Annotated in this window: 24 protein-coding genes and 1 pseudogene; 9 read left to right on the top strand and 16 right to left on the bottom strand. The window is 71.6% G+C overall.

Annotation, left to right across the window (positions count from 1 at the left end; all coding sequences use genetic code 11):
• Both ACF088_RS39810 and ACF088_RS39805 read right to left on the bottom strand, forming a co-directional pair.
• Window positions 1–125 (bottom strand): transposase (locus ACF088_RS39810; RefSeq protein ID WP_392380878.1); only part of this gene is annotated, 125 nt, incomplete at its 3' end.
• A 164-nt stretch (window positions 126–289) separates the two neighbouring features.
• On the bottom strand, window positions 290–880 hold the full coding sequence (locus tag ACF088_RS39805; RefSeq protein ID WP_392380875.1) for a TetR/AcrR family transcriptional regulator: 591 nt from the start codon (window positions 878–880) through the stop codon (window positions 290–292).
• Window positions 881–969: 89 nt separating this feature from the next.
• On the opposite strand from ACF088_RS39805, the gene ACF088_RS39800 reads away from it, so the two are divergent.
• From ACF088_RS39800 to ACF088_RS39790, 3 genes are all read left to right on the top strand, one after another.
• On the top strand, window positions 970–1,914 hold the full coding sequence (locus ACF088_RS39800; RefSeq protein WP_392380874.1) for an alpha/beta fold hydrolase: 945 nt from the start codon (window positions 970–972) through the stop codon (window positions 1,912–1,914).
• A 231-nt stretch (window positions 1,915–2,145) separates the two neighbouring features.
• The gene (locus ACF088_RS39795; protein ID WP_392380873.1) at window positions 2,146–2,715 is read left to right on the top strand and encodes a TetR/AcrR family transcriptional regulator; all 570 of its coding nucleotides are present in this window, start codon (window positions 2,146–2,148) and stop codon (window positions 2,713–2,715) included.
• A 139-nt stretch (window positions 2,716–2,854) separates the two neighbouring features.
• The gene (locus ACF088_RS39790) at window positions 2,855–4,084 is read left to right on the top strand and encodes a GDSL-type esterase/lipase family protein (protein ID WP_392380872.1); all 1,230 of its coding nucleotides are present in this window, start codon (window positions 2,855–2,857) and stop codon (window positions 4,082–4,084) included.
• Between the two features lie 49 nt (window positions 4,085–4,133).
• On the opposite strand, the gene ACF088_RS39785 is transcribed toward ACF088_RS39790, so the two are convergent.
• The 9 genes and pseudogenes from ACF088_RS39785 to ACF088_RS39745 all read right to left on the bottom strand — a co-directional run.
• Window positions 4,134–4,679, bottom strand: a complete 546-nt coding sequence (locus tag ACF088_RS39785; protein ID WP_392380871.1) for a methylated-DNA--[protein]-cysteine S-methyltransferase — start codon at window positions 4,677–4,679, stop codon at window positions 4,134–4,136.
• A gap of 10 nt (window positions 4,680–4,689) precedes the next feature.
• Window positions 4,690–6,162: an AlkA N-terminal domain-containing protein gene (locus ACF088_RS39780; protein ID WP_392380870.1), complete on the bottom strand. Its 1,473-nt coding sequence runs from the start codon at window positions 6,160–6,162 to the stop codon at window positions 4,690–4,692.
• Between the two features lie 182 nt (window positions 6,163–6,344).
• Window positions 6,345–7,304, bottom strand: a complete 960-nt coding sequence (gene pip / locus ACF088_RS39775) for a prolyl aminopeptidase (protein WP_392380869.1) — start codon at window positions 7,302–7,304, stop codon at window positions 6,345–6,347.
• Window positions 7,305–7,654: 350 nt separating this feature from the next.
• Window positions 7,655–8,968, bottom strand: a complete 1,314-nt coding sequence (locus tag ACF088_RS39770; protein WP_392380868.1) for a diacylglycerol/lipid kinase family protein — start codon at window positions 8,966–8,968, stop codon at window positions 7,655–7,657.
• Between the two features lie 130 nt (window positions 8,969–9,098).
• Window positions 9,099–9,611, bottom strand: coding sequence for an O-acetyl-ADP-ribose deacetylase (locus ACF088_RS39765; protein WP_392380867.1), 513 nt, complete (start codon window positions 9,609–9,611; stop codon window positions 9,099–9,101).
• A 50-nt stretch (window positions 9,612–9,661) separates the two neighbouring features.
• Entirely contained in the window at window positions 9,662–11,083 is a 1,422-nt protein-coding gene (locus tag ACF088_RS39760; RefSeq protein WP_392380866.1) for a phytoene desaturase family protein, read from the bottom strand.
• 40 nt (window positions 11,084–11,123) lie between these two features.
• The gene (locus tag ACF088_RS39755) at window positions 11,124–12,050 is read right to left on the bottom strand and encodes an inositol monophosphatase family protein (protein WP_392380865.1); all 927 of its coding nucleotides are present in this window, start codon (window positions 12,048–12,050) and stop codon (window positions 11,124–11,126) included.
• 210 nt (window positions 12,051–12,260) lie between these two features.
• Window positions 12,261–12,446, bottom strand: coding sequence for a hypothetical protein (locus tag ACF088_RS39750; RefSeq protein ID WP_392380864.1), 186 nt, complete (start codon window positions 12,444–12,446; stop codon window positions 12,261–12,263).
• 35 nt (window positions 12,447–12,481) lie between these two features.
• A pseudogene (locus ACF088_RS39745) lies at window positions 12,482–13,078 on the bottom strand (gamma-glutamyltransferase); the annotation flags it as partial.
• Between the two features lie 184 nt (window positions 13,079–13,262).
• Between ACF088_RS39745 and ACF088_RS39740 the strand changes: the two are divergent.
• The 4 genes from ACF088_RS39740 to ACF088_RS39725 all read left to right on the top strand — a co-directional run bounded on the left by ACF088_RS39740 (window position 13,263) and on the right by ACF088_RS39725 (window position 17,361).
• Complete coding sequence (locus ACF088_RS39740; protein WP_392380863.1) at window positions 13,263–14,222, top strand: hypothetical protein; 960 nt, start codon at window positions 13,263–13,265, stop codon at window positions 14,220–14,222.
• Between the two features lie 37 nt (window positions 14,223–14,259).
• Entirely contained in the window at window positions 14,260–15,030 is a 771-nt protein-coding gene (locus tag ACF088_RS39735; RefSeq protein WP_392380862.1) for an NAD-dependent deacetylase, read from the top strand.
• 280 nt (window positions 15,031–15,310) lie between these two features.
• A complete protein-coding gene (locus tag ACF088_RS39730) occupies window positions 15,311–15,973 on the top strand; it encodes a response regulator transcription factor (RefSeq protein WP_392380861.1) in 663 nt (220 codons plus the stop codon).
• A complete protein-coding gene (locus ACF088_RS39725) occupies window positions 15,970–17,361 on the top strand; it encodes a sensor histidine kinase (RefSeq protein ID WP_392380860.1) in 1,392 nt (463 codons plus the stop codon). Before ACF088_RS39730 ends, ACF088_RS39725 begins: the two co-directional genes overlap by 4 nt.
• 69 nt (window positions 17,362–17,430) lie before the next feature.
• On the opposite strand, the gene ACF088_RS39720 is transcribed toward ACF088_RS39725, so the two are convergent.
• Both ACF088_RS39720 and ACF088_RS39715 read right to left on the bottom strand, forming a co-directional pair.
• Window positions 17,431–18,309: a hypothetical protein gene (locus ACF088_RS39720; RefSeq protein WP_392380859.1), complete on the bottom strand. Its 879-nt coding sequence runs from the start codon at window positions 18,307–18,309 to the stop codon at window positions 17,431–17,433.
• Window positions 18,310–18,573: 264 nt separating this feature from the next.
• Window positions 18,574–19,416, bottom strand: coding sequence for a hypothetical protein (locus ACF088_RS39715; protein WP_392380858.1), 843 nt, complete (start codon window positions 19,414–19,416; stop codon window positions 18,574–18,576).
• Window positions 19,417–19,492: 76 nt separating this feature from the next.
• Between ACF088_RS39715 and ACF088_RS39710 the strand changes: the two genes are divergently transcribed.
• Window positions 19,493–20,557 carry a biotin/lipoate A/B protein ligase family protein gene (locus tag ACF088_RS39710; protein WP_392380857.1) on the top strand — a complete coding sequence of 355 codons (1,065 nt, stop codon included), beginning with the start codon at window positions 19,493–19,495 and terminating at the stop codon, window positions 20,555–20,557.
• 70 nt (window positions 20,558–20,627) lie between these two features.
• Here the strand turns inward: ACF088_RS39710 and ACF088_RS39705 are convergent, their stop codons facing one another.
• The 3 genes from ACF088_RS39705 to ACF088_RS39695 all read right to left on the bottom strand — a co-directional run bounded on the left by ACF088_RS39705 (window position 20,628) and on the right by ACF088_RS39695 (window position 22,667).
• The gene (locus ACF088_RS39705) at window positions 20,628–21,803 is read right to left on the bottom strand and encodes a protein-L-isoaspartate(D-aspartate) O-methyltransferase (protein WP_392380856.1); all 1,176 of its coding nucleotides are present in this window, start codon (window positions 21,801–21,803) and stop codon (window positions 20,628–20,630) included.
• 284 nt (window positions 21,804–22,087) lie between these two features.
• A complete protein-coding gene (locus ACF088_RS39700; protein WP_392380855.1) occupies window positions 22,088–22,246 on the bottom strand; it encodes a hypothetical protein in 159 nt (52 codons plus the stop codon).
• 163 nt (window positions 22,247–22,409) lie between these two features.
• On the bottom strand, window positions 22,410–22,667 hold the full coding sequence (locus ACF088_RS39695) for a hypothetical protein (protein ID WP_392380854.1): 258 nt from the start codon (window positions 22,665–22,667) through the stop codon (window positions 22,410–22,412).
• Between the two features lie 700 nt (window positions 22,668–23,367).
• Between ACF088_RS39695 and ACF088_RS39690 the strand changes: the two genes are divergently transcribed.
• Window positions 23,368–24,000: a DUF5753 domain-containing protein gene (locus tag ACF088_RS39690; protein ID WP_392380853.1), complete on the top strand. Its 633-nt coding sequence runs from the start codon at window positions 23,368–23,370 to the stop codon at window positions 23,998–24,000.
• Window positions 24,001–24,070: the final 70 nt, after the last annotated feature.

The following is a 24,070-nucleotide window of genomic DNA, read 5'->3' as shown; positions in this document are numbered from 1 at the left end:
GTCTGGAACTTGAAGGCGATCGCGTCGATCACCTCCCGGTGATCCCGCCAGCGGCCACCCCGCTTCGGCGTCCGGTCCGGAAGCAACGGCTCGATCCGCGCCCATTGCGCATCTGTTAACGGCACACCAGGACCAACGACCAGCTGATCCAAACGAAACTGCCTAGCCTCGCTGTTTCGGTTGGGGCGATGAGGCGTCGTTGATCGTCAGCTGTCCTGTGGGCGGGGGGTTTTCACTGCTCGGGCAGGGCGGCGTTCCAGCGCGGTGGCCGGCAGGCGAAACGGCGCGGCTAGCTCCGGGCATGCAAGGCGTGCGAGAGCGCGCTCATGCTGATGTCGATGACCGTGCGGAGCTGCTTCTGGCTCGCCCTGGTCCTGCTCATCACGGCCAGCGACTGGTTGACCGCCGTTATGTGAACCGCGAAGTCGTCGGCATCGCCGTCGGCCAACTGCGCGGCGTTCAAGGCGGTCCGCAGCCGCGCATGCTGAAAGCCCAGAGCTTCGATCGCGCGTGCGGCGATGGTGGGGCTGAGCACCGGTGCCGCCATCGCGGTCTGGGCGATCAGGCATCCATCGGGTACGTCAGGGTCGGCGATGCGCTGCAGGGTGACCTCGAAGAACGCCCGTACCGCCTGGAGCGGTTCCTCGGACGCACGTGAAAGCGCCTGGTCGTACCTGTTTCCGTACCGCGCTGCGTAGCGGTCCAGGCAGCGCAGGTAGAGCGAGTCTTTGTCGCCGAACGAGGAGTAGAGGGAACTGCGGTTCAATCCGGTCGTCCTGGAGAGGTCGTCGAGAGACGTGTCGGCGTATCCGGCTCGCCAGAACTGGACCATCGCCGCGTCGAGCGCGATGCCCACGTCGAACTGCTTCTTCCCGGCCATCACTCATGCACCTCGTTCTTGGACCAGCCGTTGTGGCCCTGCCCATCCTATCTTGAACTGACCAGTCCAAGATGCAGTAGGCTCAAGACATGACCGACGACGCCGTGGCCCCGAACCGCTCCTGCGACCAGAACCCGGTCCCCGGGTTGCCGCTGTACGACCTTGCGGGTTTCACTCACCGCTGGGTCGACGCGGAAGGAATCCGGCTTCACGCCGTGGAAGGCGGCCGGCCGGCCGGTCCTACCGTCGTCCTGCTCGCCGGATTCCCGCAGACCTGGTGGGCTTGGCGAAAGGTGATGCCAGGCCTTACCGAGCGATTCCACGTGATCGCGATCGACCTGCCGGGGCAGGGCCACTCCGACCGCCCTCAAGGGGGCTATGACACGCACACCGTCGCTTCGCGCGTCCAGGCCGCGCTGACCGCGCTCAACGTGCCGAAGTACTGGCTCGCCGCCCACGACATCGGGGCCTGGGTCGCCTTCTCGCTGGCCCTGAAGCACGAAGAGCGCCTGCATGGTGTCGCCCTGCTTGACGCCGGAATTCCCGGAATCACCCTCCCGGACTCCATTCCAACGGATTCCGACCGGGCCTGGAAGACCTGGCACTTCGCCTTCCACCTGGTGCCCGAACTGCCCGAGACTCTGCTCACCGGCCGCGAGCGTGCCTACGTCGGCTGGTTCTTGAAGGTCAAAGCTCTGTCCCCGAACGCCTTCGACGGCGCCGAGATCGACCATTACGCCGCCGCCATCGCGGCCGAGGGAGGCCTTTCGGCGTCTCTCGCCTACTACCGCGACGCCGCGGAATCAGCGCGTAAAAATCACGACGCTCTCGAACGAGGGCACTTGACCGTCCCGGTCCTGGGAATCTCCAGCTCCCATGGCTCGATCCCCGACATGGCCGCCTCCATCAGCCCGTGGGCAGAGAACACGACCGGCGCCTTCATCCCACAGGCCGGACACTTCATTCCCGACGAGCAGCCCGAAGCAACTGTGGACGTGTTGACCGCGTTCATCGATCACGAGCGTGTCGAGTAGTTCGCGACGCACCGGTCAGTCCGGTGACGTCGGCGAGATCAGCCGGCAGCCGTGCCCCGGCATGACCCACCACCCCTGCACCGTCGACGGAGACATGGAGCCAGGGACGCGAACCGACACCCTCCCTGCCGGCCTCGTCCTCGGCCCGCGAGGCCCCATGGGCTGGGTCTCGGATTTGCCTACACCCTATAGGTAAATGCATAATCGCTTAAGTCAATAGAGGGGGAGGCTATGGCACGCCCAGGACTGACCACGGAACGCCTGGTCCAGGCGGGGGCGGAACTGGCGGATGCGGTCGGCTTTGAGCAGGTGACCGTCTCGGCGCTGGCGAGACAGTTCGACGTCAAGGCCGCGAGTCTGTATTCGCACCTGAAGAATTCCCAGGACCTCAAGACCAGGATCGCCCTGCTCGCGCTGGAGGAACTTGCCGACCGGGTCGCCGCCGCCCTGGCCGGGCGGGCCGGCAAGGACGCCCTGGCCGCCTTCGCCAACGTCTACCGCGACTACGCCCGGGAGCACCCCGGCCGCTATGCCGCGGCGCAGCTCCGGCTCGATCCGGAGACGGCGGCGGCGAGCGCGGGGCCCAGACATGCGCAGATGACGCGGGCGATCCTGCGCGGCTACGACCTGACGGAGCCGGACCAGACGCACGCCGTCCGGCTGCTGGGCAGCGTCTTCCACGGCTACGTCAGCCTGGAGGCGGCCGGCGGCTTCCGGCACAGCGCTCCCGACTCGCAGGAAACCTGGTCGTGGATCCTGGACCGCCTCGACGCCCTCCTGCGGAACTGGCCCGCGCCCTGATCCCGCCGTCACCGCCGCACCGCCGCACCTCATCAGTGCTTCAGCGCATCAGCGCATCAGCGGACCAGTGCATCAGCGGACCAGTGCATCAGCGGATCTGAACGCACGCTTCAGGCATCTTGATCAACAGGCTGGGATGATGAACACCGAACACCACTGGATCACCACGCCCCTCACCGCGGACCTCCTGCGCGGCGCCCTCGACCTGGAACACACCGCACACGGGGTGCTGCCGCACCGGCTGCCCGCCCGGGCCCGCGCGCAGTACATGGACGGGCAGCTCGCCATGGCGGAATCCCAGCCCTCCGGCGTACGGCTGGCCTTCCGGACCCGGGCCACCGCCATCGAGCTGGACGCGCTGCCCACCAAACGGGTCTACGTGGGTGCCCCGCCCCGCCCGGACGGCGTGTACGAACTGCTCGTCGACGGACGTCCGGCCGGCCGGGCCGGCGTGAGCGGCGGCAACACCCTGACCATCGACATGGCCGCCGGAACCGCCGAGCAGCGGCCCGGACCGGCCGGTACCCTCCGCTTCTCCGGCCTGCCCGACGGCGCCAAGAACATAGAGATCTGGCTGCCGCACAACGAGACCACCGAACTCGTCGCCCTGCGCACCGACGCCCCCGTCGAGCCCGCGCCGGACCGGGGACGCAAAGTATGGCTGCACCACGGCAGTTCGATCAGCCACGGCTCCGACGCCGCCGGCCCCACCACCACCTGGCCCGCACTCGCCGCCGCCCTCGGCGGCGTGGAACTGATCAACCTGGGCATGGGCGGCAGCGCCTTGCTCGACCCGTTCACCGCCCGCGCCCTGCGGGACACTCCCGCCGACCTCATCAGCATCAAGATCGGCATCAACGTGGTGAACGCCGATCTGATGCGCCTGCGCGCCTTCATCCCTGCCGTCCACGGCTTCCTCGACACCATCCGCGAAGGCCACCCCGGCACCCCGCTGCTGGTGGTCTCGCCCCTCCTGTGCCCCATCCACGAGGAAACACCCGGCCCCAGCGCCCCTGACCTGAGCGCTCTCAGCACCGGGCAAATGCGGTTTCGGGCCACCGGCGACCCCGCGGAGCGCGCGCACGGGAAACTGACCCTGGGCGTCATCCGGGACGAGCTGGCCCGGATCGTGCAGCAGCGGACGGCCGAAGACCCGAACCTGCACTACCTCGACGGCCGTGACCTCTACGGCGAGGCCGACTCCGCCGAACTGCCGCTGCCCGATGAGCTCCACCCGGATGCCGCCACCCACCGCCGCATCGGTGAACGCTTCGGCCGGCTGGTCTTCAGGGCCGACGGCCCCTTCACGGACCGCAGCGTCACGGACCGCAGCTTCACAGACCGCAGCGTCACGGACCGCAGAGCATGACGCCGGTGCCCGCTCGCCACCCATGAGCGGCGAGCGGGCCCGGTGCTCGTCATCCGTACGCCTCCGCCGGGAAGAGGCCGTCCTCCGTCCGTTCGAAGGCGAGCAGACGGCGCTTGCGGTCCAGCCCGCCCCCGTAGCCGGTGAGACTGCCGTTGGCGCCGACGACGCGATGGCAGGGGACGATGATGCCGACCGGGTTGCGCCCGTTGGCCAGACCGACCGCGCGGGCCGCCGTCGGGACGCCGAGCCGTTCGGCGAGCTGCCCGTACGAGAGGGTCTCGCCGTACGGGATGGTGCCCAGCGCCGCCCAGACCCGGCGCTGGAAGGGCGTGCCGCGCAGAGCGAGCGGCAGGTCGAAGGTGGTCAACTCCCCGCGGAAATAGGCCTGGAGCTGGGCGATGGCCGCGGCGAACGGCGGCTCGCCGGGGTCCGCGGGAGCGCCGAACGTCTCCTGGGGCGGGCGGTGGCGCTGGTCGGTCATGTACAGGCCGGTGAGGGCCTCGCCGGCGGCGACCAGGGTGAGCGGCCCCACGGGGGTGCCGTCCAGGACGGTGTGGGTGCGGGGCGCGTCGGGAGCGGGTGGGTGAACCGTCATGGCTGCGGCCTCAGTTCGTCGGGAGGTGGTTGATGGGGTGGTCATCGGTCGCCCAGAGGTACTGGACGGCGTAGGCGCGCCAGGGGCGCCAGAGCGCGGAGTGCCGGATGAGGGCCGCCGGGGTGTGCGGCAGGCCGAGCCCGGCGGCCGCACGGCGCAGCCCGAGGTCGGTCGGTGTGAAGGCGTCCGGGTCGCCGAGCGCACGCATGGCGATGCATTCGACGGTCCAGGGGCCGATCCCCGGCAGCGCCGCGAGCCGGTCGCGGGCCTCGTCCCGGTCGCTGCCGACGCCCAGTTGCAGCACGCCGGAGCCGAGGGCGGCGATGACGCCGGTGAGGGTGGCCCGGCGGGTGCGGGGCATCGCCAGCGCCTCCGGATCCAGCCCGGTGAGCGTGGCGGTGGACGGGAAGAGGTGGGTGAGGCCGCCGCCGGGGTCGTCGACGCGTTCGCCGTGCGCGCGGACCAGCCGTCCGGCGTGGGTGCGGGCCGCCGCGGTGGACACCTGCTGGCCCAGGACGGCGCGGACCGCGAATTCCTCGGCGTCGACCGTACGCGGGACCCGTCGTCCCGGCGCTTTGTCGACCAGCGGCGCCAGCAGCGGGTCCTCTCGGAGCAGCCCGTCGACGGCCTCCGGGTCCGCGTCGAGGTCGAGCATCCGGCGGCAGCGGGCGATGGCGCCCGCCAGGTCACGCAGATCGGTGAGGGAGAGACGGCAGTCGATGTGGTCGGGGCGGGGTGCGAGGGCGACGATGCCGTGCCCGTAGGGGAGGTTCAGGGTCCGGCGGTAGGCGCCGTCCCGCCACTCCTCGACGCCGGGGACCGCGGTGGCGGCGAGGTGCCCGAAGAGGTTGTCGGGGTTCAGCGGCTGCCGGAAGGGCAGCCGCAGCGCGAGCGCGCCGGGCACCGCCCCACGGGGCCCCGGCCTGGCTCGCTGCCGCAGCTCCGTCGGGGACAGGGCGAAGACCTCCCGTACCGTCTCGTTGAAGGTGCGGATGCTGGCGAAACCGGCGGCGAAGGCGATATCGGCCATCGGCAGTGCCGTGGTCTCCACCAGGAGGCGGGCGGTCTGCGCCCGCTGGGCGCGGGCCAGGGCGAGCGGCCCGGCGCCCAGCTCCGCCAGCAGCTGGCGTTCCGTCTGCCGGGTGCTGTAGCCGAGCCGGGCCGCGAGCCCGGGTACGCCCTCACGGTCGACGACGCCATCGGCGATCAGCCGCATGGCGCGGGCGACGAGGTCGGCGCGCACGTTCCACTCGGGAGAGCCGGGGCTGGCGTCCGGGCGGCACCGCTTGCAGGCCCGGAAACCGGCCTGCTGGGCGGCGGCCGCGCTCGGGTAGAACCGCATGTTCTCCGGCTTGGGCGGCACCACGGGGCAGCTGGGACGGCAGTAGATACGGGTCGTGAGCACGGCCGTGTAGAACCAGCCGTCGAAGCGGGCATCCTTGGACTGCACGGCGCGCAGACAACGCTCGGTGTCGGTGTGCATGCCCTCAGGATTGCTCAGTCGGGGCCGGCCGGCTGGCGAGAATCCGACATCAACGTCGGGCCACCAGGGGCGGCGCAGGTCACCCGGACCGCCACGGACGGCGCAGGTCACCAGGGCCGCCATGGACGGCGCAGGTCATCAGGGCCGCCCCGCAGGTCACCCGGCCGGCCGGCCCTCGGCGGTCACTTCCCGGCGAACCGGTCGAGCGCGCCGATCACCGCCTCACGCATCGCTTCGCTCCCCTTGTGCCCCGCGTCGGGGATGACGGTCAGCCGGGCGGCGGGCCAGGCGCGGGCCAGCTCCCAGGCGGTGTGCGGCGGTCCTCCCATGTCCTGGCGGCCGTGGAGGAGCACCCCCGGGATGCCCGCCAGCCGCCCGGCGTCCCGCAGCAGGGCGCCCTCCTCCAGCCAGGCACCGTGCGAGAAGTAGTGCGAGCAGATCCGGACCAGGGCCACCCGGGCGTCCGAGGGGCGGTCGCCGTAGGGGCGGGGGGCACCGTACGACTCCAGGGAGAGCACCGCGTCCTCCCAGACGCACCAGTCGGCGGTGGCCCGTTCGCGCACCGCGGGGTCGGGGTCCGCCATCAGGCGTGCATACGCCCCGACGATGTCGCCGTCCGGCCTCACCCCCGGAGCACCGGCGAGGAAGCGTTCCCACGCCTCCGGGAAGAACCGGCCGACGCCCCGGTAGAGCCAGTCGATCTCCGAACGCCGGGTCGTGGTGACGCTGGGAATGACGATCTCCGACACCCGCTCCGGGTGTCGCTGTGCGTACGCCAGGATCAGTGTCGAGCCCCACGATCCGCCGAACAGCAGCCAGCGGTCGATGCCCAGGTGCTCCCGCAACTGCTCCATATCGGCGAGCAGATGCCCGGTGGTGTTGTGCCGCATGTCGGTGGCCGGGTCACTGGCGTGCGGGGTGCTGCGTCCACAGCCGCGCTGGTCGAAGAGGACGACGCGATAGCGGTCCGGGTCGAAGGACCGCCGCGCGCCCGTGCTGCATCCCGATCCCGGCCCGCCGTGGACGACCAGCGCGGGCTTCCCTTCGGGGTTGCCACAGACCTCCCAGTACACGCGGTTGTCGTCACCGACGTCCAGCAGCCCGGTGGCGTACGGCTCGATCGCCGGGTAAAGCTCCGTCATCTTCGGGCTCCTTCCCATGTTTCCTCTGACGGGCATGCTGCCTTCCTTCTCGGGCCGGCGTGCTTCGGGCGCGGGCTTGCGGGCTGCGGTCCGCCGTGGAGCCCCGGTCTCCCTCCGGGCTTCGATCTGCCTCTCGGGACTCCGGTCCGCCTTCCGGGCCTCGCTCTGCCGTCGAGGGACCGGTCTGCCGTAAGGGCTTCGGTCTGCCCTAGGGCCCGGTCTGCCGTAGGGGCCCGCTCTCCCGTAGGGGCCACGGTCTGCCGTAGGGGCCCGCTCTCCCGTAGGAGCCCGGTCTGCCGTAGGGGCCACGGTCTGCCGTAGGGGCTTCGGCAGGGCCCGGTGGACCGCGCTCAGCCGGCGGTGCGCCCCCGTGCCGCCCGCCCCATCCTCGCGGCCAGTTGTCGTACCCGCCGCCAGTTCATCGTCGGTGCGCTGTGCGGCACTCCGGGGCGGTGGCGGGGCACCCGTACGCGCAGGGCGCCGGGTGCGATCCGGCAGCGGACCGGCGTGGGCAGGGTGAGGGCCTCGCCGTCGACGCCCGCCTGGACGACGGACGCGTCGGCGTCGATGACCACCTCCGGGGCGGTGAGCGAGGTCAGCCCGGAGCCGCGGCGACCACGTAGCATCCAGGCCGCCTGCGCCGCATTGTCGACATGCACGCCCAGCACGCCCAGGAGGCCGGAGTCCAGCCGCTCCCGGCGTCCCAGGCCCGCCGGATCCCCCATGCGGTAGGGGTTGTTGCTCACCAGTACGGCCTGCGGCCCGTCGAGGGCCGTGGTACCGGCACGGACGGCCAGCCGCGGGCCGCTGTGACCGGTCAGCAGGTCCGGCAGCAGGTCGAGGATCGTACGGGCCTTGTCGTCCCGGTATGCCGGGCTCTGCACCACCGCGGCGTAGGCGCCGAAGGAGGCGTTGTTGACGAAGACGCGGTCGCCGACGTAGCCGAGGTCGACCCGCAGCTCGACGGCGTCGGTCAGCGCCTCCAGGCAGGTCGCGGGGTCCTCGCGGTCGAGGCCGAGGTCCAGGGCGAAGTGGTTGCGGGTACCCGCGGAGATCACCAGGAACGGGATGCCGTACTCCGCCGCCACGCCCGCGACCAGCGCCTGGGTGCCGTCACCGCCGGCCACACCGAGCAGGTCCGCGCCCTCGTCGACGGCGCGACGGGCCAGGACGGCCACGTCCTGCGGGTGCGCGGGGTCCAGCACCACGACCTCGGCGCCCAGCTCCTCGGCCTTCCGCACCAGCTGGAACTTCCCGACCTTCCCGCCCCCCGAGCGCGGATTCATGATCAGGAAGGGGCGGGCCGGGCGGTCGGCCGGCATCTCCCGCGGGGCCGCCGGGCCGGTCTCCCCCACCAGCGCGGCCCGGCCCGCGGAGACGGCCAGCGCCCACAGCCCGAGCGAGACCAGCACCACCCAGAGCAGCCCGGCGGCGACGTAGAGCACGAGGACGGCGAGCGGCGCCGCCACGACCAGGAGGAGAGCGAGCGCCCGCACCACGCCCCGGTGCGCGAGCACCCACCACACGCCGGCCGCGGTGACGGCCAGACCGGCCGCGCCCGCGCCCACCAGGACGACGCTCCGCAGCCCTGCGAACAGCAGCAGGACCAGCATCGCCACCGTCCCCGCCGCCAGTGACAGGCGGGCGAGCCAGCGTCCGTCCATGGCCTCGCACCTCCCTCAGCTCATCGGCCGCCGGCCGGCCCGTACGGTCCGTGGTCAGCCCGCCCGTACGGTCCGCGGTCAGCCCGCCCGTACGGTCCGCGGTGAGCCCGCCGACCCGTACGGTCCGTGGTCAGTCGGCCTGCGCGGCGAACGCCGCATACGCGCGGTCGTCGAAGAGAACGAAGCGCACCTCTTCCACGGCGGTGTCCGCGTCGCGCACCGTCTCGACGGCGATACGGGCGGCGTCCTCCATGGGCCAGCGGTAGACGCCGGTGGAGATGGCCGGAAGGGCGACGGTCCGCGCGCCCAGTTCGTCGGCCACCCGCAGCGCCTCGCGGTAGCAGGAGGCGAGCAGCTCGCTGCGATCCTCGCTGTCGGAGTGGACGGGGCCGACGGTGTGAATGACCCAGCGGGCGGGCAGCCGGCCGGCGGTGGTGGCGACGGCCTGACCGGTGGGCAGGCCGCGGCCGTAGCGGGAGTCGCGCAGCGCGCGGCATTCGGCCAGGATCTCCGGGCCGCCGCGCCGGTGGATCGCGCCGTCCACGCCCCCGCCGCCGAGCAGCGAGGAGTTGGCGGCGTTGACCACGGCGTCCACGGCCTGTTCGGTGATGTCGCCCTGGACGAAGGCGAGGGAGGTGCTCATGGTGTCCGAGCCTAGGGAGAGTCGAACCGCACGGCCACCCGGATCTGGATTCAGCGGCGGTGCGCGCGCAGCCGGCGCCAGACCGCCCTGGCGGCATAGTGGCCGGACATGCCGTGGACTCCCGGGCCTGGCGGGGTGGCCTGGGAGCAGAGGAAGACGGCGGGGTGGGCGGTTTCGTAGGGGATGCGGGCGAGCTTGGGGCGGATCAGCAGCCGCAGTCCGGCCGCGGAGCCGGTGGCGATGTCGCCGCCGACGTAATTGGCGTTGCGGGCGGCGAGTTGGGGCGGCCCGGCGACCGCACGGGCCAGGACGAGGTCGCGGAAGCCGGGGGCGAAGCGCTCGATCTGCCGCTCGACGACGTCGGTGGCGTCGCCTTCCCAGCCATGGGGGACGTGGCCGTACACCCAGAAGGTGTGCTTGCCCTCGGGGGCCCGGGTGGGGTCGATCAGGCTGGGCTGAGCGGTGATCAGGAAGGGGACCGAGGGCGCCCGGCCCTCGGTGGCGGCGTTCAGCGCGGCGGAGATCTCGCCGCTGGTGGGGCCGATGTGGACGGTGCCGGCGCGGTGGGCCTCCTCGGCCGTCCACGGCACGGGGCCCGAGAGGGCGTAGTCGACCTTGAAGACGCTGGGGCCGTACTTCACGTCGCGGTAGGCGTTGCCCAGGCCCGCGATCCGGGCGAGCGCGGTCGGTGAGGTGTCGAAGACATAGGCGCGGGCCGGCGGCAGGTCGTCGAGGCGTTTGACCTCGAAGTCGGTGTGCACCGCGCCGCCGTGGGCGCGCAGCAGACCGGCGAGCGCGTCGGAGATGGCCTGGGAGCCGCCGCGCGCCACCGGCCAGCCCTTGGCGTGTGCGGCGAGCGCGAACATCAGGGCCATGCCGGACGTCCCGAAGCCGCCGAGCGGGGCGTTGGCGTGCGCCGCGAGCCCGGCCATCAGGGCGCGGGCCTTCTCGTCCTGGAAGCGTCGGTTGAGGAGGGTGACCGGCTGCGCCGCGACCAGGCCGAAGCGGGCGTAGGTCAGCGGGTCCTGCGGCAGGCCGAGCCACTGCGTACGCAGGAAGTCATGGGCCATCGCCTCCCACTTGCCGGTGAAGGGCTCGACGAGCCTGCGGTAGGTGCCGGCGTCGCGCGGTCCGAAGGACATGGCGGTCTCGCCGACGGAGTGGCCGAGCACGGCGGCCGTGCCGTCCGGGAAGGGGTGCGCCATGGGGAGGTCGGCGTGCAGCCATTCGAGGCCGTGGCGGTCCAGCGGCATGGTGCGGAAGGCGGGCGAGCCGGCGCCGGTGGGGTGCACCGCCGAGCAGGGGTCGTGGCGGAAGCCGGGGAGGGTCAGCTCCTCGGTGCGGGCGCCGCCGCCGATGGTGTCGCGGGCTTCGAAGACCTCCACGGACATACCGCGGCGGGCGAGTTCGACCGCCGCCGTCAGGCCGTTGGGCCCCGCCCCGATCACCACGGCATCGAGCATCCTCGGCACCTGCGCCACTCCCCTCAAGTCCGACCCTCGTCGGTGAGGGTCAGTTGGCGGCTGCCAGCAGTCCGAGGATACGCCGCGCGGTGGCGGTGTCCCGCGCCGCGGTGAAGGGCAGCGCATTGCCGCCTTCGATACGGAACGGCTGCCCGGCGACCGTGCCGCTCGCGCCGCCCGCCTCATGGACCAGCAGCAGGCCGGCCGCGTGATCCCAGGCATTTTCCCAGCTGAAGGCCGTGGCGTCGATCTCGCCGCGGGCGACGTGCAGATACTCCAGGCCGGCCGAGCCACAGGGGCGCGGGGCAATGCCGCCGGTCTCCAGGGCGGCGAGCACCCGCTTCTCGTCGGCGGTGGTGAAGTCGAAATGGGACGTGGCGACATCGAGGACCGCACCGGACGACGGGCTGCCGGCCCGGAGCGGTACGCCGTTCAGCCAGGCGCCGGCGCCACGGCGGGCGACGGCCATCAGGCCGAGCGCGGGGGCGTACGTCCAGGAGGCCAGCACCTCGCCTCGGTGGGCGAGCGCGACGAGCGTGGCGAAGCCGGGGTCGCCGTGGACGAACTGGCGGGTGCCGTCGACCGGGTCGACGATCCAGACGGGGGCGTCGCCGTGCAGCGCGTCGAGCACGCTCGGGTCGGCGTGCACCGCCTCCTCGCCGACCACCCGGGAGCCGGGCAGCAGGTCCGTGAGCGCGGCGGTGAGGTGCTCCTCGGCGAGCCGGTCGGCGACCGTGACGAGGTCGTGCGGCCCGTTCTTCTCGACGATGTCCTCGGCGGCGAGCTGCCGGAAGCGAGGCGTGATCTCGTCGGCCGCGGCGCGGCGGACGGCGACCTCTACGGCGGCCAGGTCCAGCGTCGACAGGTCGAGCAAGGGCTTCCCCTGGGCCGTGGCCGGGGTCGCGGCGGGCGGGGTGGTGGCAATCGGGGTAATCGCGGTCTCTCCCGAATCTTGGGTACGAAGTGCTTCGATCATGTGTCCATCGAACCACGAGCCACTGACACGACGACTGGACTCCAGGTGAATTCGGGATGCCACGGCGGGCACGGCCGGGGGGCACGACCCGGGGGGGGCGACCCGGGGGGGGCGACCCGGGGGGGCCAGGCCGCCCGTGACCACCAAAGGCGCCCCGGCCCCGGCCCCGGCCTCGGCCCAGCGGAGCGCCTCAGAACCTCCCTCAGAACCTCAGCGCCCGACCGCGTACCCCTGCATCCCCCGCGGATTCGCCGCCGCGGACAGCACCCCGGTCTCCGGGTCCCGCGCCACCGCGCACAGCCGCCCCTCGGACCAGGCCTCACCCACCGTGACGAGATGTCCACGCCGACGCAACCCGTCGATGACCCCGTCGCCGATGCGGGACTCCACGGTCACGCTTCCCGCCCGCATCCCGCGCGGGAAGAAGGATCCGCCTCCGCGAGCAGCCGGCGCCAAGTGGCCGCCAGCGGCCGGTTCCTGAGCAGCCCGCCGGGAGCGACGGACTTACCGTCCGGGAGGTAGATCTCCGCGGACGAGACCCACTCCGTCTCGAAGAGCGCCCGGACCGTCTCGACGGTCTCACCGATCCGCTCGACGGCAGGATGGCCGTGCTCGGCGTAGCCGATGGCGTACCGCAGCACCTCGGCCAGGGACTTGCTGCCGTGGTCGCGCAGCAGCAGCATCCAGGCGTCGAACGCGCCGGGGACCGCGGCGGCCAGCGGCCCGGCACCGGGCACCAGGTCGAGGCCCAGCGAGGTGCACTGCGCCACGCTCGCGCCGGCCGGCGCCGGGCCCTGTCCGCACAGCACCTGCACGGGCCCGCCGGCGGGCGCCAGGATGATCGGCACCTCGCCCGCCGGACCGTTCAGATGGGGCTCCACCACATGCAGCACGAACCCGGCGGCCACCGCCGCGTCATAGGCGTTGCCGCCGTCCTCCAGGACGGCCATCGCGGACTGGGACGCCAGCCAGTGCGTGGTGGAGGCCATGCCGAAGGTGCCTTGGAGGGTCGGGCGGGTGATGAACACGGGGACTCCTCTGAGGTGCGGTAGGTGCGGTGGACGTCAGACGCCATACCCAGGTCGCCGGTGGCGCCCACCCGCCGGCCGGACGGAGACCGTCCCGGACCGCGGACCATAGGCTCGTACCCGGTCCGGCAGCCCGGCGGCCGGAATCCCCTCCGGAACCCCCGAAGAAACGAGGCGACATCCCGTGAAGCGCGGCACGCTCCCCCGCTCGGCAAGCGGCGTCCGCTGGGACGGGCTCGCGCTGTGCGTCGACGGACCGGCCCGCCCGTCCCTGCGGGCCGAAGTCGCCGACGGACGGCGGCTGGTGCTCTTCCAGAGCGACCAGGTCGTCCTGCTGGCGCGGCAGCGCGTCACCCATCGCGGGGCGCACTACGCACGCACCGGCCGGTACGCCTCACCGATACCTCCGTTGCGCGCCGAGGTGGCCCGTGGGTACCGGGAGACCTGCCCGGATGACGACGCCTGGTTCGCCCGGTGGGCGCATCACTTCGCGAGTGCGCTGCGGGAAAGCGCCAACGGGCCGCTCCATGAAGGGGATTGGCAGCTCACTCGCGGCCTTCCCCCCAGGTGGGACATCGCCGCGAACTGGGCACGGCTGCCGCAGCACGACCCGGCCATCGGCCACATCACCTGGTTCGGCTACGGCGATCCCGAGGAGGACGCCCGCGACATGCTGCCGCTGCGCCCGCTGCCCGGCCCCGGCACCGCGCGGGTGAAGGCGTACCGGCGCCAATACCGTGAGGGTGTACTGCCTCCCGTCCTCCTCTGGTGGATGAGCGGCCTCGACACCTTCCTGGTGCTGGACGGGCACGATCGCCTGGCGGCAGCGCTCGCCGAGCACGGCCGCCCGCAGGTCCTTGCCTTGGCCCGGGCACTCCCGGACCGGTGGGCGGCTCGCTACGCCCGGCCCCTGATCGGCCACCACGAGGAGCACGTCACCGGGCTGGAACGGGCACACTCCGAGTGCGCCCCGCTCGTCGAGATTCTTACCCGGGCGGCCGACCGCCGGCTGGGGCGGCAGCTGCACGAGCTGGTCACCACTCCGGACCGGAGCTGTGCCTGGCCCCTGCCCGGCGGCGCCTCCGCCTGGGACGCACTCGCCCGGCAGCACGCCCCCGGCTGGCACCCCGACACCGACAACTGACAAGACGGCCGGGCCGCAAAGTGCCTACGCTCACCCCATGACCGGCACCCGCCCCCGCCCCTCCCCCGACCAGCCGACCCGCCGCCCGCTCGTCGCGATCCTCACCGGAGCGGGCGTCTCCACCGACTCCGGGATCCCCGACTACCGCGGGCCGAACGGGCTGTGGCGGCGGGATCCGGAGGCGGAGAAGCTCGTCACGTACGACACGTACATGGGCGATCCGGAGATCCGGCGGCGGTCGTGGCGGATGCGTCAGGAGAGCCCGGCGTTCCGGGCCGAGCCGAATGCCGCGCACGAGGCGGTGACCCGGCTGGAACGGTCCGGGACGCCGCTACGGGTGATCACTCAGAACGTGGACGGGCTGCATCAGCTCGCCGGGATGCCCGAGCGCAAGGTGCTCGAACTGCACGGCACCGTACGGGCCGTGACCTGCACCCGCTGCGATGCACGGTCGTCGATGCAGGAAGCCCTGGCGCGGGTGGCCGCGGGCGAGACCGATCCGCCGTGTCTGGTGTGCGGCGGGATCCTGAAGTCGGCGACGGTGATGTTCGGGGAGCGGCTGGATCCGCAGGTGCTCGGTACGGCGCTGAGCGTGGCGAAGGCGGCGGAGATCTTCCTCGCGGTCGGGACGACGCTCCAGGTGCAGCCGGCGGCTTCGCTCGCCGGGGTGGCCGCGGAGCACGGCGCACGGCTGATCATCGTCAACGCCGAGCCGACGCCGTACGACGAACTCGCCGCCGAGGTGGTCCGCGAGCCGATCGGCAGTGCGCTGCCGAGGCTGCTCGCGGGGCTGGAGGAGCGCGCCTGAGGCGCGGCCTTCCGGCCGCGGTGCCGCCCTTCCTGCCGGACCGGGCCGGACCGGGCCGGACCGGGCCCAGGAATCGGTCGACGAACCCAGCGGGGCCGATCCGCCGTGACCGGCACATGACGCGTCGGGGCGGGGCGGGGTGATGTGTCCTGGGCCACGACGCCCTCCCGCCCTCATCGTCTACAGTGCAGTAGACCGTCTACTTACGTGTAGTCACTCCGGGTCACCGTAGCCCGGTCGGGCTGCCCGAGCCCATGACGTCGGCTTGTGAGGATCATCGTTGCGTCTCACCATCCTGGTCGTCGAGGACGACCACGCCCTGCGGGACGTGCTGGTGCGCGGACTGCGTGACGAGGGCTTCGAAGCGCTGGCCGCCCCGGACGGCGCCACAGCTCTGCGGCTGGCCGCCGACGGCGTGGACGCGGTGGTGCTGGACGTGGGGCTTCCGGACGCGGACGGCCGGGACGTGTGCCAGGCGATGCGGGCGCAGGCGTTCATCGGCCCGGTCGTCTTCCTGACCGCGCACCACCAACTCCACGACCGCCTCAGCGGGTTCTCCGCCGGGGGTGACGACTACCTGCCCAAGCCGTTCCACCTCGCCGAACTCGCGGCCAGACTGCGTGCCGCCCTCAAGCGTTCCGGGCCCACCGCCCCCACGACCGCCGGGGACCTGGTCCTGGACCCCGTGCATCACCGCTTGTGCGTACGGGACGTCGACGTCGCGCTGACGCCCACCGAGTTCCGTCTGCTGGCCGCGCTGATGGCCGGCCTGGGGGCGGTAGTGGGCAGAAGGGAGCTGGTCCGGGCCGGCTGGCCGGAGGGCGCACAGGTCAGCGACAACACCCTCGACCAGTATCTGAGCCGGCTGCGCCGCAAGATCCGGGATGCGGGCAGCGGCCTGACGATCAGCACCATCCGGGGCATCGGACACCGGCTGTCATGAGCCCCCTCCCCCACCTCCTCGCCGCGTTGGCCGGCCGTTGCCGCCCCCGTACGCTGCGGGGCCGGCTGTCCCTGATCGCGCTGACCACCGCCGCCCTGGTGATGGTGGTCCTCACCGTCGTGTTCAACACCATCGTCCGCCATCGCCTCCAGCAGCAGGCGGACAACGAGCTGAGCGCCCGAGCCGGCGCCGTGGCCGCGACCGTCGACACCCGCCATCACCCGGTACGCGTCCTGGAGACCCCCGGCGACGCCGCCCTCGACACCAATGTGTGGATCTTCGCGGGCGCCCGGCTGCTGGAGCACCCCGCCTCCGCCCCGGCCGGCGACACGGTCACCCGCACCGCCGCCGGTCTCGCCGCGCACGGCGACACCCGCTGTGCCGAGGTGACGGCCGGTGACCGGATACGCCTGTGTGCCCAGCCCGTGGGCGGGGTCCGGCCGGGCACCGGGCCCGCCGCCGTCGTCGTCACCGCCATGGACCTCGCGCCGTACCGCGCCTCGGCCGACACCCTGCTCATCGCCTCGCTCGCCCTGGACGCCAGTGTCCTGGCCTGCACCTATGTCCTGACCCGGCTGGCGGTGGGACGGGCCCTGCGGCCCGTGCGGACGATGACGGAGCAGGCCACCCGGTGGAGCGTGGTCGCCTCCGAACAGCGCTTCGGCGCCGGGGACCGCCCCGCCGAGCTCACCCGGCTCGGGGCCTCACTGGACGAGCTGCTGGACCGGATCCGCGCCGTGCTGCGCCACGAACAACAGCTCACCCGGGAGCTCTCCCACGAGCTGCGCAACCCCCTGGCGCGGATCACCGCCGAACTCGACTGGTGGCAGGCCCGCCCCCGCTCCACCGCCGAAACCCGCGCCACGCACGCCTCCATCGCCGATGCCGCCACCTCCATGCGCACCATCTGCGAGACCGTCCTCGACGACGCCCGGGCCGGCGCAGACACCGTTCCCGGCACGGCGGACGTCATGGCCGTGCTGCGCCGGCTCGCCGCTCGGCTCGACACCCCGGGGAAGACCACGTGCACGGTGTCCGGTCCGGACGCCCTGGTGGCCGGGGTGCCCGCCGCACTGCTGGAGCGCATCGTCGCCCCGCTCGTCGACAATGCCCTGCGCTACGCCCGCAGCCGGGTCGCCATCCGGGTCTCGCCGCAGCCCGACGGCCCCCGTGTGGCGGTCGTCGACGACGGTCCCGGCGTCCCGGCCGCCTTCACCGCGCACCTCTTCCAGCCGGGCCGGCGCGCCGACCCCGGGGACGGCCACGGCGGAGCGGGCCTGGGACTGCCGCTCGCGCGACGCCTGGCCCGCTCCGCCGGCGGTGACGTGACCCACGACGCCGAGCACACCCCGGGTGCGCGCTTCGTGGTCGGCCTGCCCGCCGGATGACCCGGCCCCGGCAGGCCCGCCCGGCGCTCCCGGACGGGACAGCGGCGGCCGATGCCGTCCCGGTGGTGCTCAGGAAACGCCCGTGAGGGTCTCGTCCCGGGGGAGGGCGTTCTTGCGCTCCTGAACGTGGGCGTACCCCATGAGGCCGAGCAGCACCGCGAGGAGCACCGCCGACGAGCCCGCCGTGCCGAGGTCGAGGCCGCCCTTGGCGACCGGCTTGGTCAGGAAGTCTCCGGCGGTCGCCCCGAGGGGCCGGGTGAGCACGAACGCGATCCAGAACAGCACCACGTTCGGCACGGCCGGCACCCGCATCAGGGCGACGAGTACGGCGAGCACACCGGTGACGAGCAGGGCGCCGCCCGCGTACCCGAGTCCGGAGCTGTCGGAGAGGAAGTCGCCCATCGAGGTGCCGAGCGTGTTCGACACGAGGATCGCCGCCCAGAAGAGGGCCTCCGCGCGGAAGGTGACGATGTCGCGGATGGCGAACGTCAGCCCGGTGCACTTCCAGATGACGAAGATGACGATCAGCAGCGAGATCAGGATGGCGGCCCCGGTGGGGTATCCCAGCCCCAGGCCCTGTGGCCCCCAACCGAGCGACGTCGCGCCGTCGGTGAGGAACTTGGCGCTGGCGTCCCGGTTCATGAAGTCGGACATCGTGGTGCCCGCCATGCTCGTGGACAGGATGACGGTCCAGTAGAAGAAGGGGTTGTAGCGCCGGGACCGGAGCTGCACGACCAGCGTGACCACGAAGATCAGGAACAGTGCGATGGTGGTCAGGAAGTAGCCGAGCTTGAGAGTCTGGGCGAAGAGGTCACCGGCGGTCTCGCCGAGGGTCGTCGCAGCGGTCTTCATGACCCAGAAGGCCAGTGTGACCTCCGGGAGCTTCCGCAGCACGTACCGGTCGGTGGCGGTGACGTCCATGTCGGTCAGGACTTCGGGCTCAGGCAAGGTCGATCCCTCCTGGGAGGCGCCTCCGCATCGCCTCAGCGTCGTGTCGTGGGGCCTTGCGAAGGGCGCACGGTGGCGGCAATGGGCGGGTCCGAGGCACACCGCGCTCAGCGGTGACGTCGCACGCCGCCCCACGCTCCCAGCCGCAGCCTGAACGCATCCTGAACGCCACCGACCGCACCCGCGAAGCGGCCCCGGACGGGTGAAGCCGGCCCTCTCCCGAGCTTCGGGGGCCGGCTTCACCCGTCCGGGGCGCGCCCGCGCTCAGCTCGCCCGGGAGGTGAGCCGTTCCGGCTCGGAAACGTCGCGCCGGGTGATCGTCAAGAAGACCACCAGGCCGAGGATGACGGCGAGGAACAGCACACTGGTGATCACTGTGCCCAGGCCGAGCCCGCCGTCGGCGGTCGGCTGGGAAAGGTAGTCGCCGATCGACGCGCCCAGCGGCCGGGTCAGGATGTAGGCGGTCCAGAAGCTCCACACCGCATCCAGACCGAGGGCGAAGTGCGCCACCGCGACCGCGGCGATCGCCAGGGCGAACAGCCCGGCCGAGATCCAGTACCCGAGGTCCATGCGCTCGGCGACCAGGTCACCGGCCGCGGTGCCCAGGGCGAAGGTGAACAGCACGGCGAGCCAGTAGAAGGACTCGCGACGGGTGGTGTCGACGTGGTGGATGGAGAGCGTGCGCTCGCTGCGGTACCAGGCCACGAACACCACGACGAGCGCCACCGCGAAGGCCACGGTGCTGGTCTCCAGCGGTACGCCCAGGTTGTCGGTGAGGTTGTCGCTGATCAGCGTGCCCACGACGCTGATCAGCGCCACGGCGAGCCAGTAGACACCGGGCCGGTAGGCGCGGGTGCGGAACTGCGCCACCAGGACCGCCACGAGCAGGACGCTCATCAGCAGCGACACACCTGTCAGGCCCAGGCCGAGCTTCTCGTTCAGCAGGTCGGCCGCCGTCTCACCGACCGTGGTGCACAGGATTTTGATGACCCAGAAGTACGCCGTGACTTCGGGAACCTTGTTCCAGCGAAGGCGCCGGCCGAGGGGAGCGGAAGGGGGGACGGGCGCCTCGTACGCCTCAACGGCCCCAGGGATATCAGCTGTCATGGTGCCCGACCGTGCCATCCGCAGCCTGAACATATCCTGAGCACCTCCAACCGTCGGCCGGCCCGGAGGTAGCACAGTGCACGGTGAGTACAAGGTCCCCGGGGGCAAACTCGTGGTCGTGGACCTCGGCGTCGAGGAGGGACGGCTCAAGAACGTGCGGGTCGCAGGTGACTTCTTCCTCGAACCGGACGAGGCCATCCTGCAGATCGACGACGCCCTGGAAGGCGCCCCGGCCGACACGGACACCGCCGGCCTCACCGCCCGGATCAACGCCGCGCTGCCCCCGTCGGCCGTGCTGTTCGGCTTCACCGGCGAAAGCGTGGCCATCGCGGTACGCCGTGCCCTGGCCCAGGCCACCAACTGGAGCGACTACGACTGGCAGCTCATCCACGAAGCGCCCCAGCCACCGGCCCTCCACATGGCGCTCGACGAGGTCATCACGACGCAGGTGGCGGCGGGCCGGCGCCCGCCCACCCTCCGGGTCTGGGAATGGGACTCGCCCGCCGTCATCATCGGCAGCTTCCAGTCCCTGCGCAACGAGGTCGACCCCGACGGCATCGCCCGCCACGGCGTCACGGTCGTCCGCCGGATCTCCGGTGGCGGCGCGATGTTCGCCGAGCCGCAGAGCACCATCACCTACTCCCTCGCCGTCCCCGAGGCGCTCGTATCCGGCCTGTCCTTCGCCGACAGCTACGCCTACCTCGACGACTGGGTCCTCACCGCACTCGGCGACATGGGCATCAAGGCGTGGTACCAGCCGCTCAACGACATCGCCACCGAGATCGGCAAGGTCGCCGGCGCCGCGCAGAAGCGCATGGTCGGGCCGGACGGCGGACCGGGTGCGGTCCTGCACCACGTGACCATGTCCTACGACATCGACGCCGACAAGATGCTCGATGTGCTGCGCATCGGCAAGGAGAAGCTGTCCGACAAAGGCACCAGGAGCGCCAGGAAACGCGTCGACCCGCTGCGCCGCCAGACCGGCCTGCCCCGCGAAGCCGTTATCGAGAAGATGATCGACTCCTTCCGCTCCCGCTACGGCCTCACCCACGGACAGGTCACCGACGAGGAGATGGCCCGCGCCCAGGAGCTCGTCCGGACCAAGTTCGAGGACGCCGCGTGGACCGCACGCATCCCCTGACCGGCCGTCCCGTCGCGGTAAAGGCCCCGCCCATGCGCCACGGGGGTCACGCACGGACGGGGCCGGTCGCTCAAAGCGTCCAGGAGTCGGCCGGGTCGTCCAGCCACACCCTTTCGCCCTCGGCGGTCACGGTCAGACCGAACCGTGAGGGGGCCGGGCGGCCATGGCCCTCCCACCACCGGAACGCGGCCTCCGCTTCGTCCCACAACCGGCGGGGGCCGGACTGCCAGACGCGCGCCGCCTTCCCGTCGCGGAACATGCAACAGGCCCAGGACCGGTCACCGAGGCTGTAGAACCAGACCGGCCGTGCGCCGTCGCAGTTCTCCGCCTCGACGTACGAGCACTGAGGAACGCGGAGACTCATGGCGAAGCGCTCCGGGCCGAATTGCTCCCCGACGAACTCCGTTTCGGTGACCGTCGTGGACGACTCGTCGCCATCCGCCACGCTGCCCGTGACGTACTCGGAATGCGCCCGGGGGACGAACCGTTGGGAGCGGAGCTTCATGAACTCCACGGGCCCCGTGAAGTTCCCGGCCGCGGACTTCCCGTCCGGCGCGACCACCAAGCGGGCCACCGCGTCGCCATGGGAGAAGTTCGTCCCCCATGGGGCCACGATGACGCCACCTGGCCGGCACTGCTCCAGCCACGCGGGCGGGATGGACCGAAGGCCACAGGTAGCGATTACCCGGTCATACGGCGCCCCGTCCCGATAGCCCTGGAACCCGTCGCCGTGAACGACGTGGAGGGGGATTCCCAGACGCTCCACCGTGGCCATGGCGGCCGTGGCCACCGCCCGGTCCACCTCCACCGTGGTCACGCACCCCGGCCCCGCACGGTGAGCCATGAGCACGGCATTCCAGGCTGTGGCCGTGCCAATTTCCAGGGCCTTGTGGCCGGGCTGGAGGTCCAGGTCTTGGAGCATCCGGAAGACGACCGAAGGCATGGACGCGGAGCTGGTGGGGACGCGGCCCGGTTCGGTGCCGGTGTGCTCCCCGTCGTCCCACTGGGTGACGATCGGTACGTCTGAATCCGCGAACTCCTGCCACCTGGCGGGGTCGTCCGCTTTGGACACGGCCACGCTCCGGCCGGCCGCCATGTCGAACGGCCACATGAGGTCCGGCAACACGGTGGAGCGGGGAACGGCCGCGTACGAGGGTGCCCAGTCGGAGGAGAGGGCCCCTGAAGACATGAGGGCACGCCCCAGCCCGTCGAGGCCGGGGCGCTCCTTGTGTGCGTCGGTGGTCACCGGGTCAGGCAACCTTGGGCGGGTTGGGGACACCGGGACCACCATCCGGGGTCGGGGGCGTCTGCGGGCCCGGCCACGGCTCGCCCGGGACCTTGTCGCCACCATCGTTCGAAAGGATCAAGAACATCGCTGTTCCTCCTGTGCTCTCTCGGTGATTGTCCACCCGGCCGACTGCCGCTGTCCGTGGGACAGTCGCCCGGGGCCTTGCCCGCCCCCCTATCGGGATCACTCAACAACGCGGGGGACGCCGGAATGGGCATCCGACAAGGGGGCGGAGTCTGGAGCTAGCCGGCATCCGGCTTGCCGTGGATGCGCTCCCGCATCCGGTCCAACAGGTCGACCTGTTCGGCGCGTTGCTTGCCCGCGTCCCTGTCGTCCTTCGCCACGGCGCTGGTCGGCTTCATATCGCCCCGCGGCTTACGGGCACCGAGCGGCCTGCTCACTTCCCGCCACCTCCCTTCCGGGCACGCGCAGCGGCATCCACGGGCACGTCGTCGTGTTGCGGATGACGTCGGAGCAGGACCCGACAGTCCACGGCCCGGGTCCGGTCACCAGCCGTTTCGGCCGCCTCCAACTGCCCTTGCAGGTCAGCGCACTTCGTGCAGGTCACGGCATACCCCGCATCCGTGCGCGCTGGAGCTTCGCCAGGGCCTGGAGCTGTCGTCCTTCGCGCTCCGTGCCCGGTCGCAGACGGCCGTACGCAACGTCCCAGGTAAGGCCCGTGGGCCGCTCCAGTCCGACCATCAGGCCCCGCACGTCTCGCACCACGGCCACCATGTCGGCGTCCCGGTCGAAGACGACGCTCCCGACCCTGATCTGTTTGGGCGACGTGTAGAACCCGGGTCGCGCCTTCGTCTCGATCATGTCCGTACCTCCCTTCCATGTGGGTGGCCCGCGATCACGCCGTTCAGGCTCCGGACCTCCAGTGACCGGCCCGCCTGCCGGGCCGCCTCCCGATCCCGGCCGCAGGGTTCGCACACGTCGCACCCCGGAACCGGGACGGGCTCCAGCTTCGAGCCGACAAGCGCCGGGCCGTTCTCACTCCGATTCATCGCGCATCCGCTCCAGTCCGGCCACGTGCCGCTTGAGAAGTTCACGGTTCGGCCGGACGTACGGGCCCCACGGGATGCCGACGGGTCTGTCACGTCTTTGGACGCTGAAGCTGTTCGCTCAGCCATCCGAACCCCTCACCCTCTGCGGCTGGTTGGTGACAAGAGTGAGGTAGGAATCGGTACGGTGAGGAGAGATTCAGCGCCCGATCTGGGCGTTGGTCGCGCTGGCATATGCGCATGCCGTTGACCGGCCTTATCGCCGCCACGACCGTCAGTGACCAGGTCAATGGTCAGGGGGAGTTATGGACTCTAACGGAGACGAAACAGGGAGCGCAGAGGGCACATACGACCCGCGTCGGCAGTTCGCGGAAGAGTGCCGGAGTCACCGGGAGCTGCATCCACAAGGCCCCCTGAACCAGACTCAACTGGCCAAGTTGGCCAACACATCAAAGAGCGCAATCAGCCGGGTGGAGACGTGCGTGGGCCCCATCCCGCCGGGCCTCCCTGCCCTGTTGGACCAGATCTTTGCCACGGACGGCCTGTTCAAGCGGCTCTATGAGGAGATCACCGCCCAATCGTTCCCGGTGCACTCCCGCCGGCGCATTGAGCTGGAGCCAAAGGCGGTCAGCATTTTGGCGTGGTCGCCCACGGTGGTGCCTGGACTCCTTCAGACAGCGTCGTACGCGCGAGCCCTTCTCCGGGAGGGTGACCCGCGGGCCAGTGACGACGAAGTTGCCACGCTGGTACGGGCGCGAATGGCGCGACAGGAAGTACTGAAGGGCACTTCCCCGCCGGACTTCTCCGTGGTCATCTGTGAGTCCGTGCTTCGGCGGAACGTCGGGGGCCCCGACGTGATGCGGGAACAGCTCTCCGCGTTGCTCGCTCACGGTTCCCGGCGAACCACCGTGCTGCAGGTGATGCCGTTAAGTGCGGAGACTCACGGGCTCATGGACGGTTCCATGTCTATTCTGACCACCGTGGAAGGCCCGCCCGTGATCTACACGGAGGGCATCAGATCGGGAACGATCATCGAAGATCCCTCCACAGTGCGACTCCTCGCACGGTCTTACGATGTACTCACCGCTTCAGCTCTCTCGCGTGACGCGTCCGCCGGCATGATCCGCAAGCTTTTGGAGGCATCGTGACCCCCCTGACTCACCCCTGGGTCAAGTCCAGCTACAGCAGCCAAGACGGCGGCGACTGCGTGGAGTGGTC

The sequence above is a fragment of the Streptomyces sp. NPDC015125 genome, assembly GCF_043080045.1.
Classification (GTDB): domain Bacteria; phylum Actinomycetota; class Actinomycetes; order Streptomycetales; family Streptomycetaceae; genus Streptomyces.
This window is presented reverse-complemented; position numbering and strand designations above follow the sequence as displayed.

Bases quoted from the DNA above. Each gene is read 5' to 3' on its own strand.
- ACF088_RS39805 (WP_392380875.1), bottom strand. From the start codon at position 880: ATGGCCGGGAAGAAGCAGTTCGACGTGGGCATCGCGCTCGACGCGGCG.
- ACF088_RS39770 (WP_392380868.1), bottom strand. From the start codon at position 8,968: ATGGACGGACGCTGGCTCGCCCGCCTGTCACTGGCGGCGGGGACGGTG.
- ACF088_RS39785 (WP_392380871.1), bottom strand. From the start codon at position 4,679: ATGACGGTTCACCCACCCGCTCCCGACGCGCCCCGCACCCACACCGTC.
- pip (WP_392380869.1), bottom strand. From the start codon at position 7,304: ATGACGGAGCTTTACCCGGCGATCGAGCCGTACGCCACCGGGCTGCTG.
- ACF088_RS39780 (WP_392380870.1), bottom strand. From the start codon at position 6,162: ATGCACACCGACACCGAGCGTTGTCTGCGCGCCGTGCAGTCCAAGGAT.
- ACF088_RS39735 (WP_392380862.1), top strand. From the start codon at position 14,260: ATGACCGGCACCCGCCCCCGCCCCTCCCCCGACCAGCCGACCCGCCGC.
- ACF088_RS39765 (WP_392380867.1), bottom strand. From the start codon at position 9,611: ATGAGCACCTCCCTCGCCTTCGTCCAGGGCGACATCACCGAACAGGCC.
- ACF088_RS39795 (WP_392380873.1), top strand. From the start codon at position 2,146: ATGGCACGCCCAGGACTGACCACGGAACGCCTGGTCCAGGCGGGGGCG.
- ACF088_RS39755 (WP_392380865.1), bottom strand. From the start codon at position 12,050: ATGATCGAAGCACTTCGTACCCAAGATTCGGGAGAGACCGCGATTACC.
- ACF088_RS39725 (WP_392380860.1), top strand. From the start codon at position 15,970: ATGAGCCCCCTCCCCCACCTCCTCGCCGCGTTGGCCGGCCGTTGCCGC.
- ACF088_RS39695 (WP_392380854.1), bottom strand. From the start codon at position 22,667: ATGATCGAGACGAAGGCGCGACCCGGGTTCTACACGTCGCCCAAACAG.
- ACF088_RS39715 (WP_392380858.1), bottom strand. From the start codon at position 19,416: ATGACAGCTGATATCCCTGGGGCCGTTGAGGCGTACGAGGCGCCCGTC.
- ACF088_RS39800 (WP_392380874.1), top strand. From the start codon at position 970: ATGACCGACGACGCCGTGGCCCCGAACCGCTCCTGCGACCAGAACCCG.
- ACF088_RS39790 (WP_392380872.1), top strand. From the start codon at position 2,855: ATGAACACCGAACACCACTGGATCACCACGCCCCTCACCGCGGACCTC.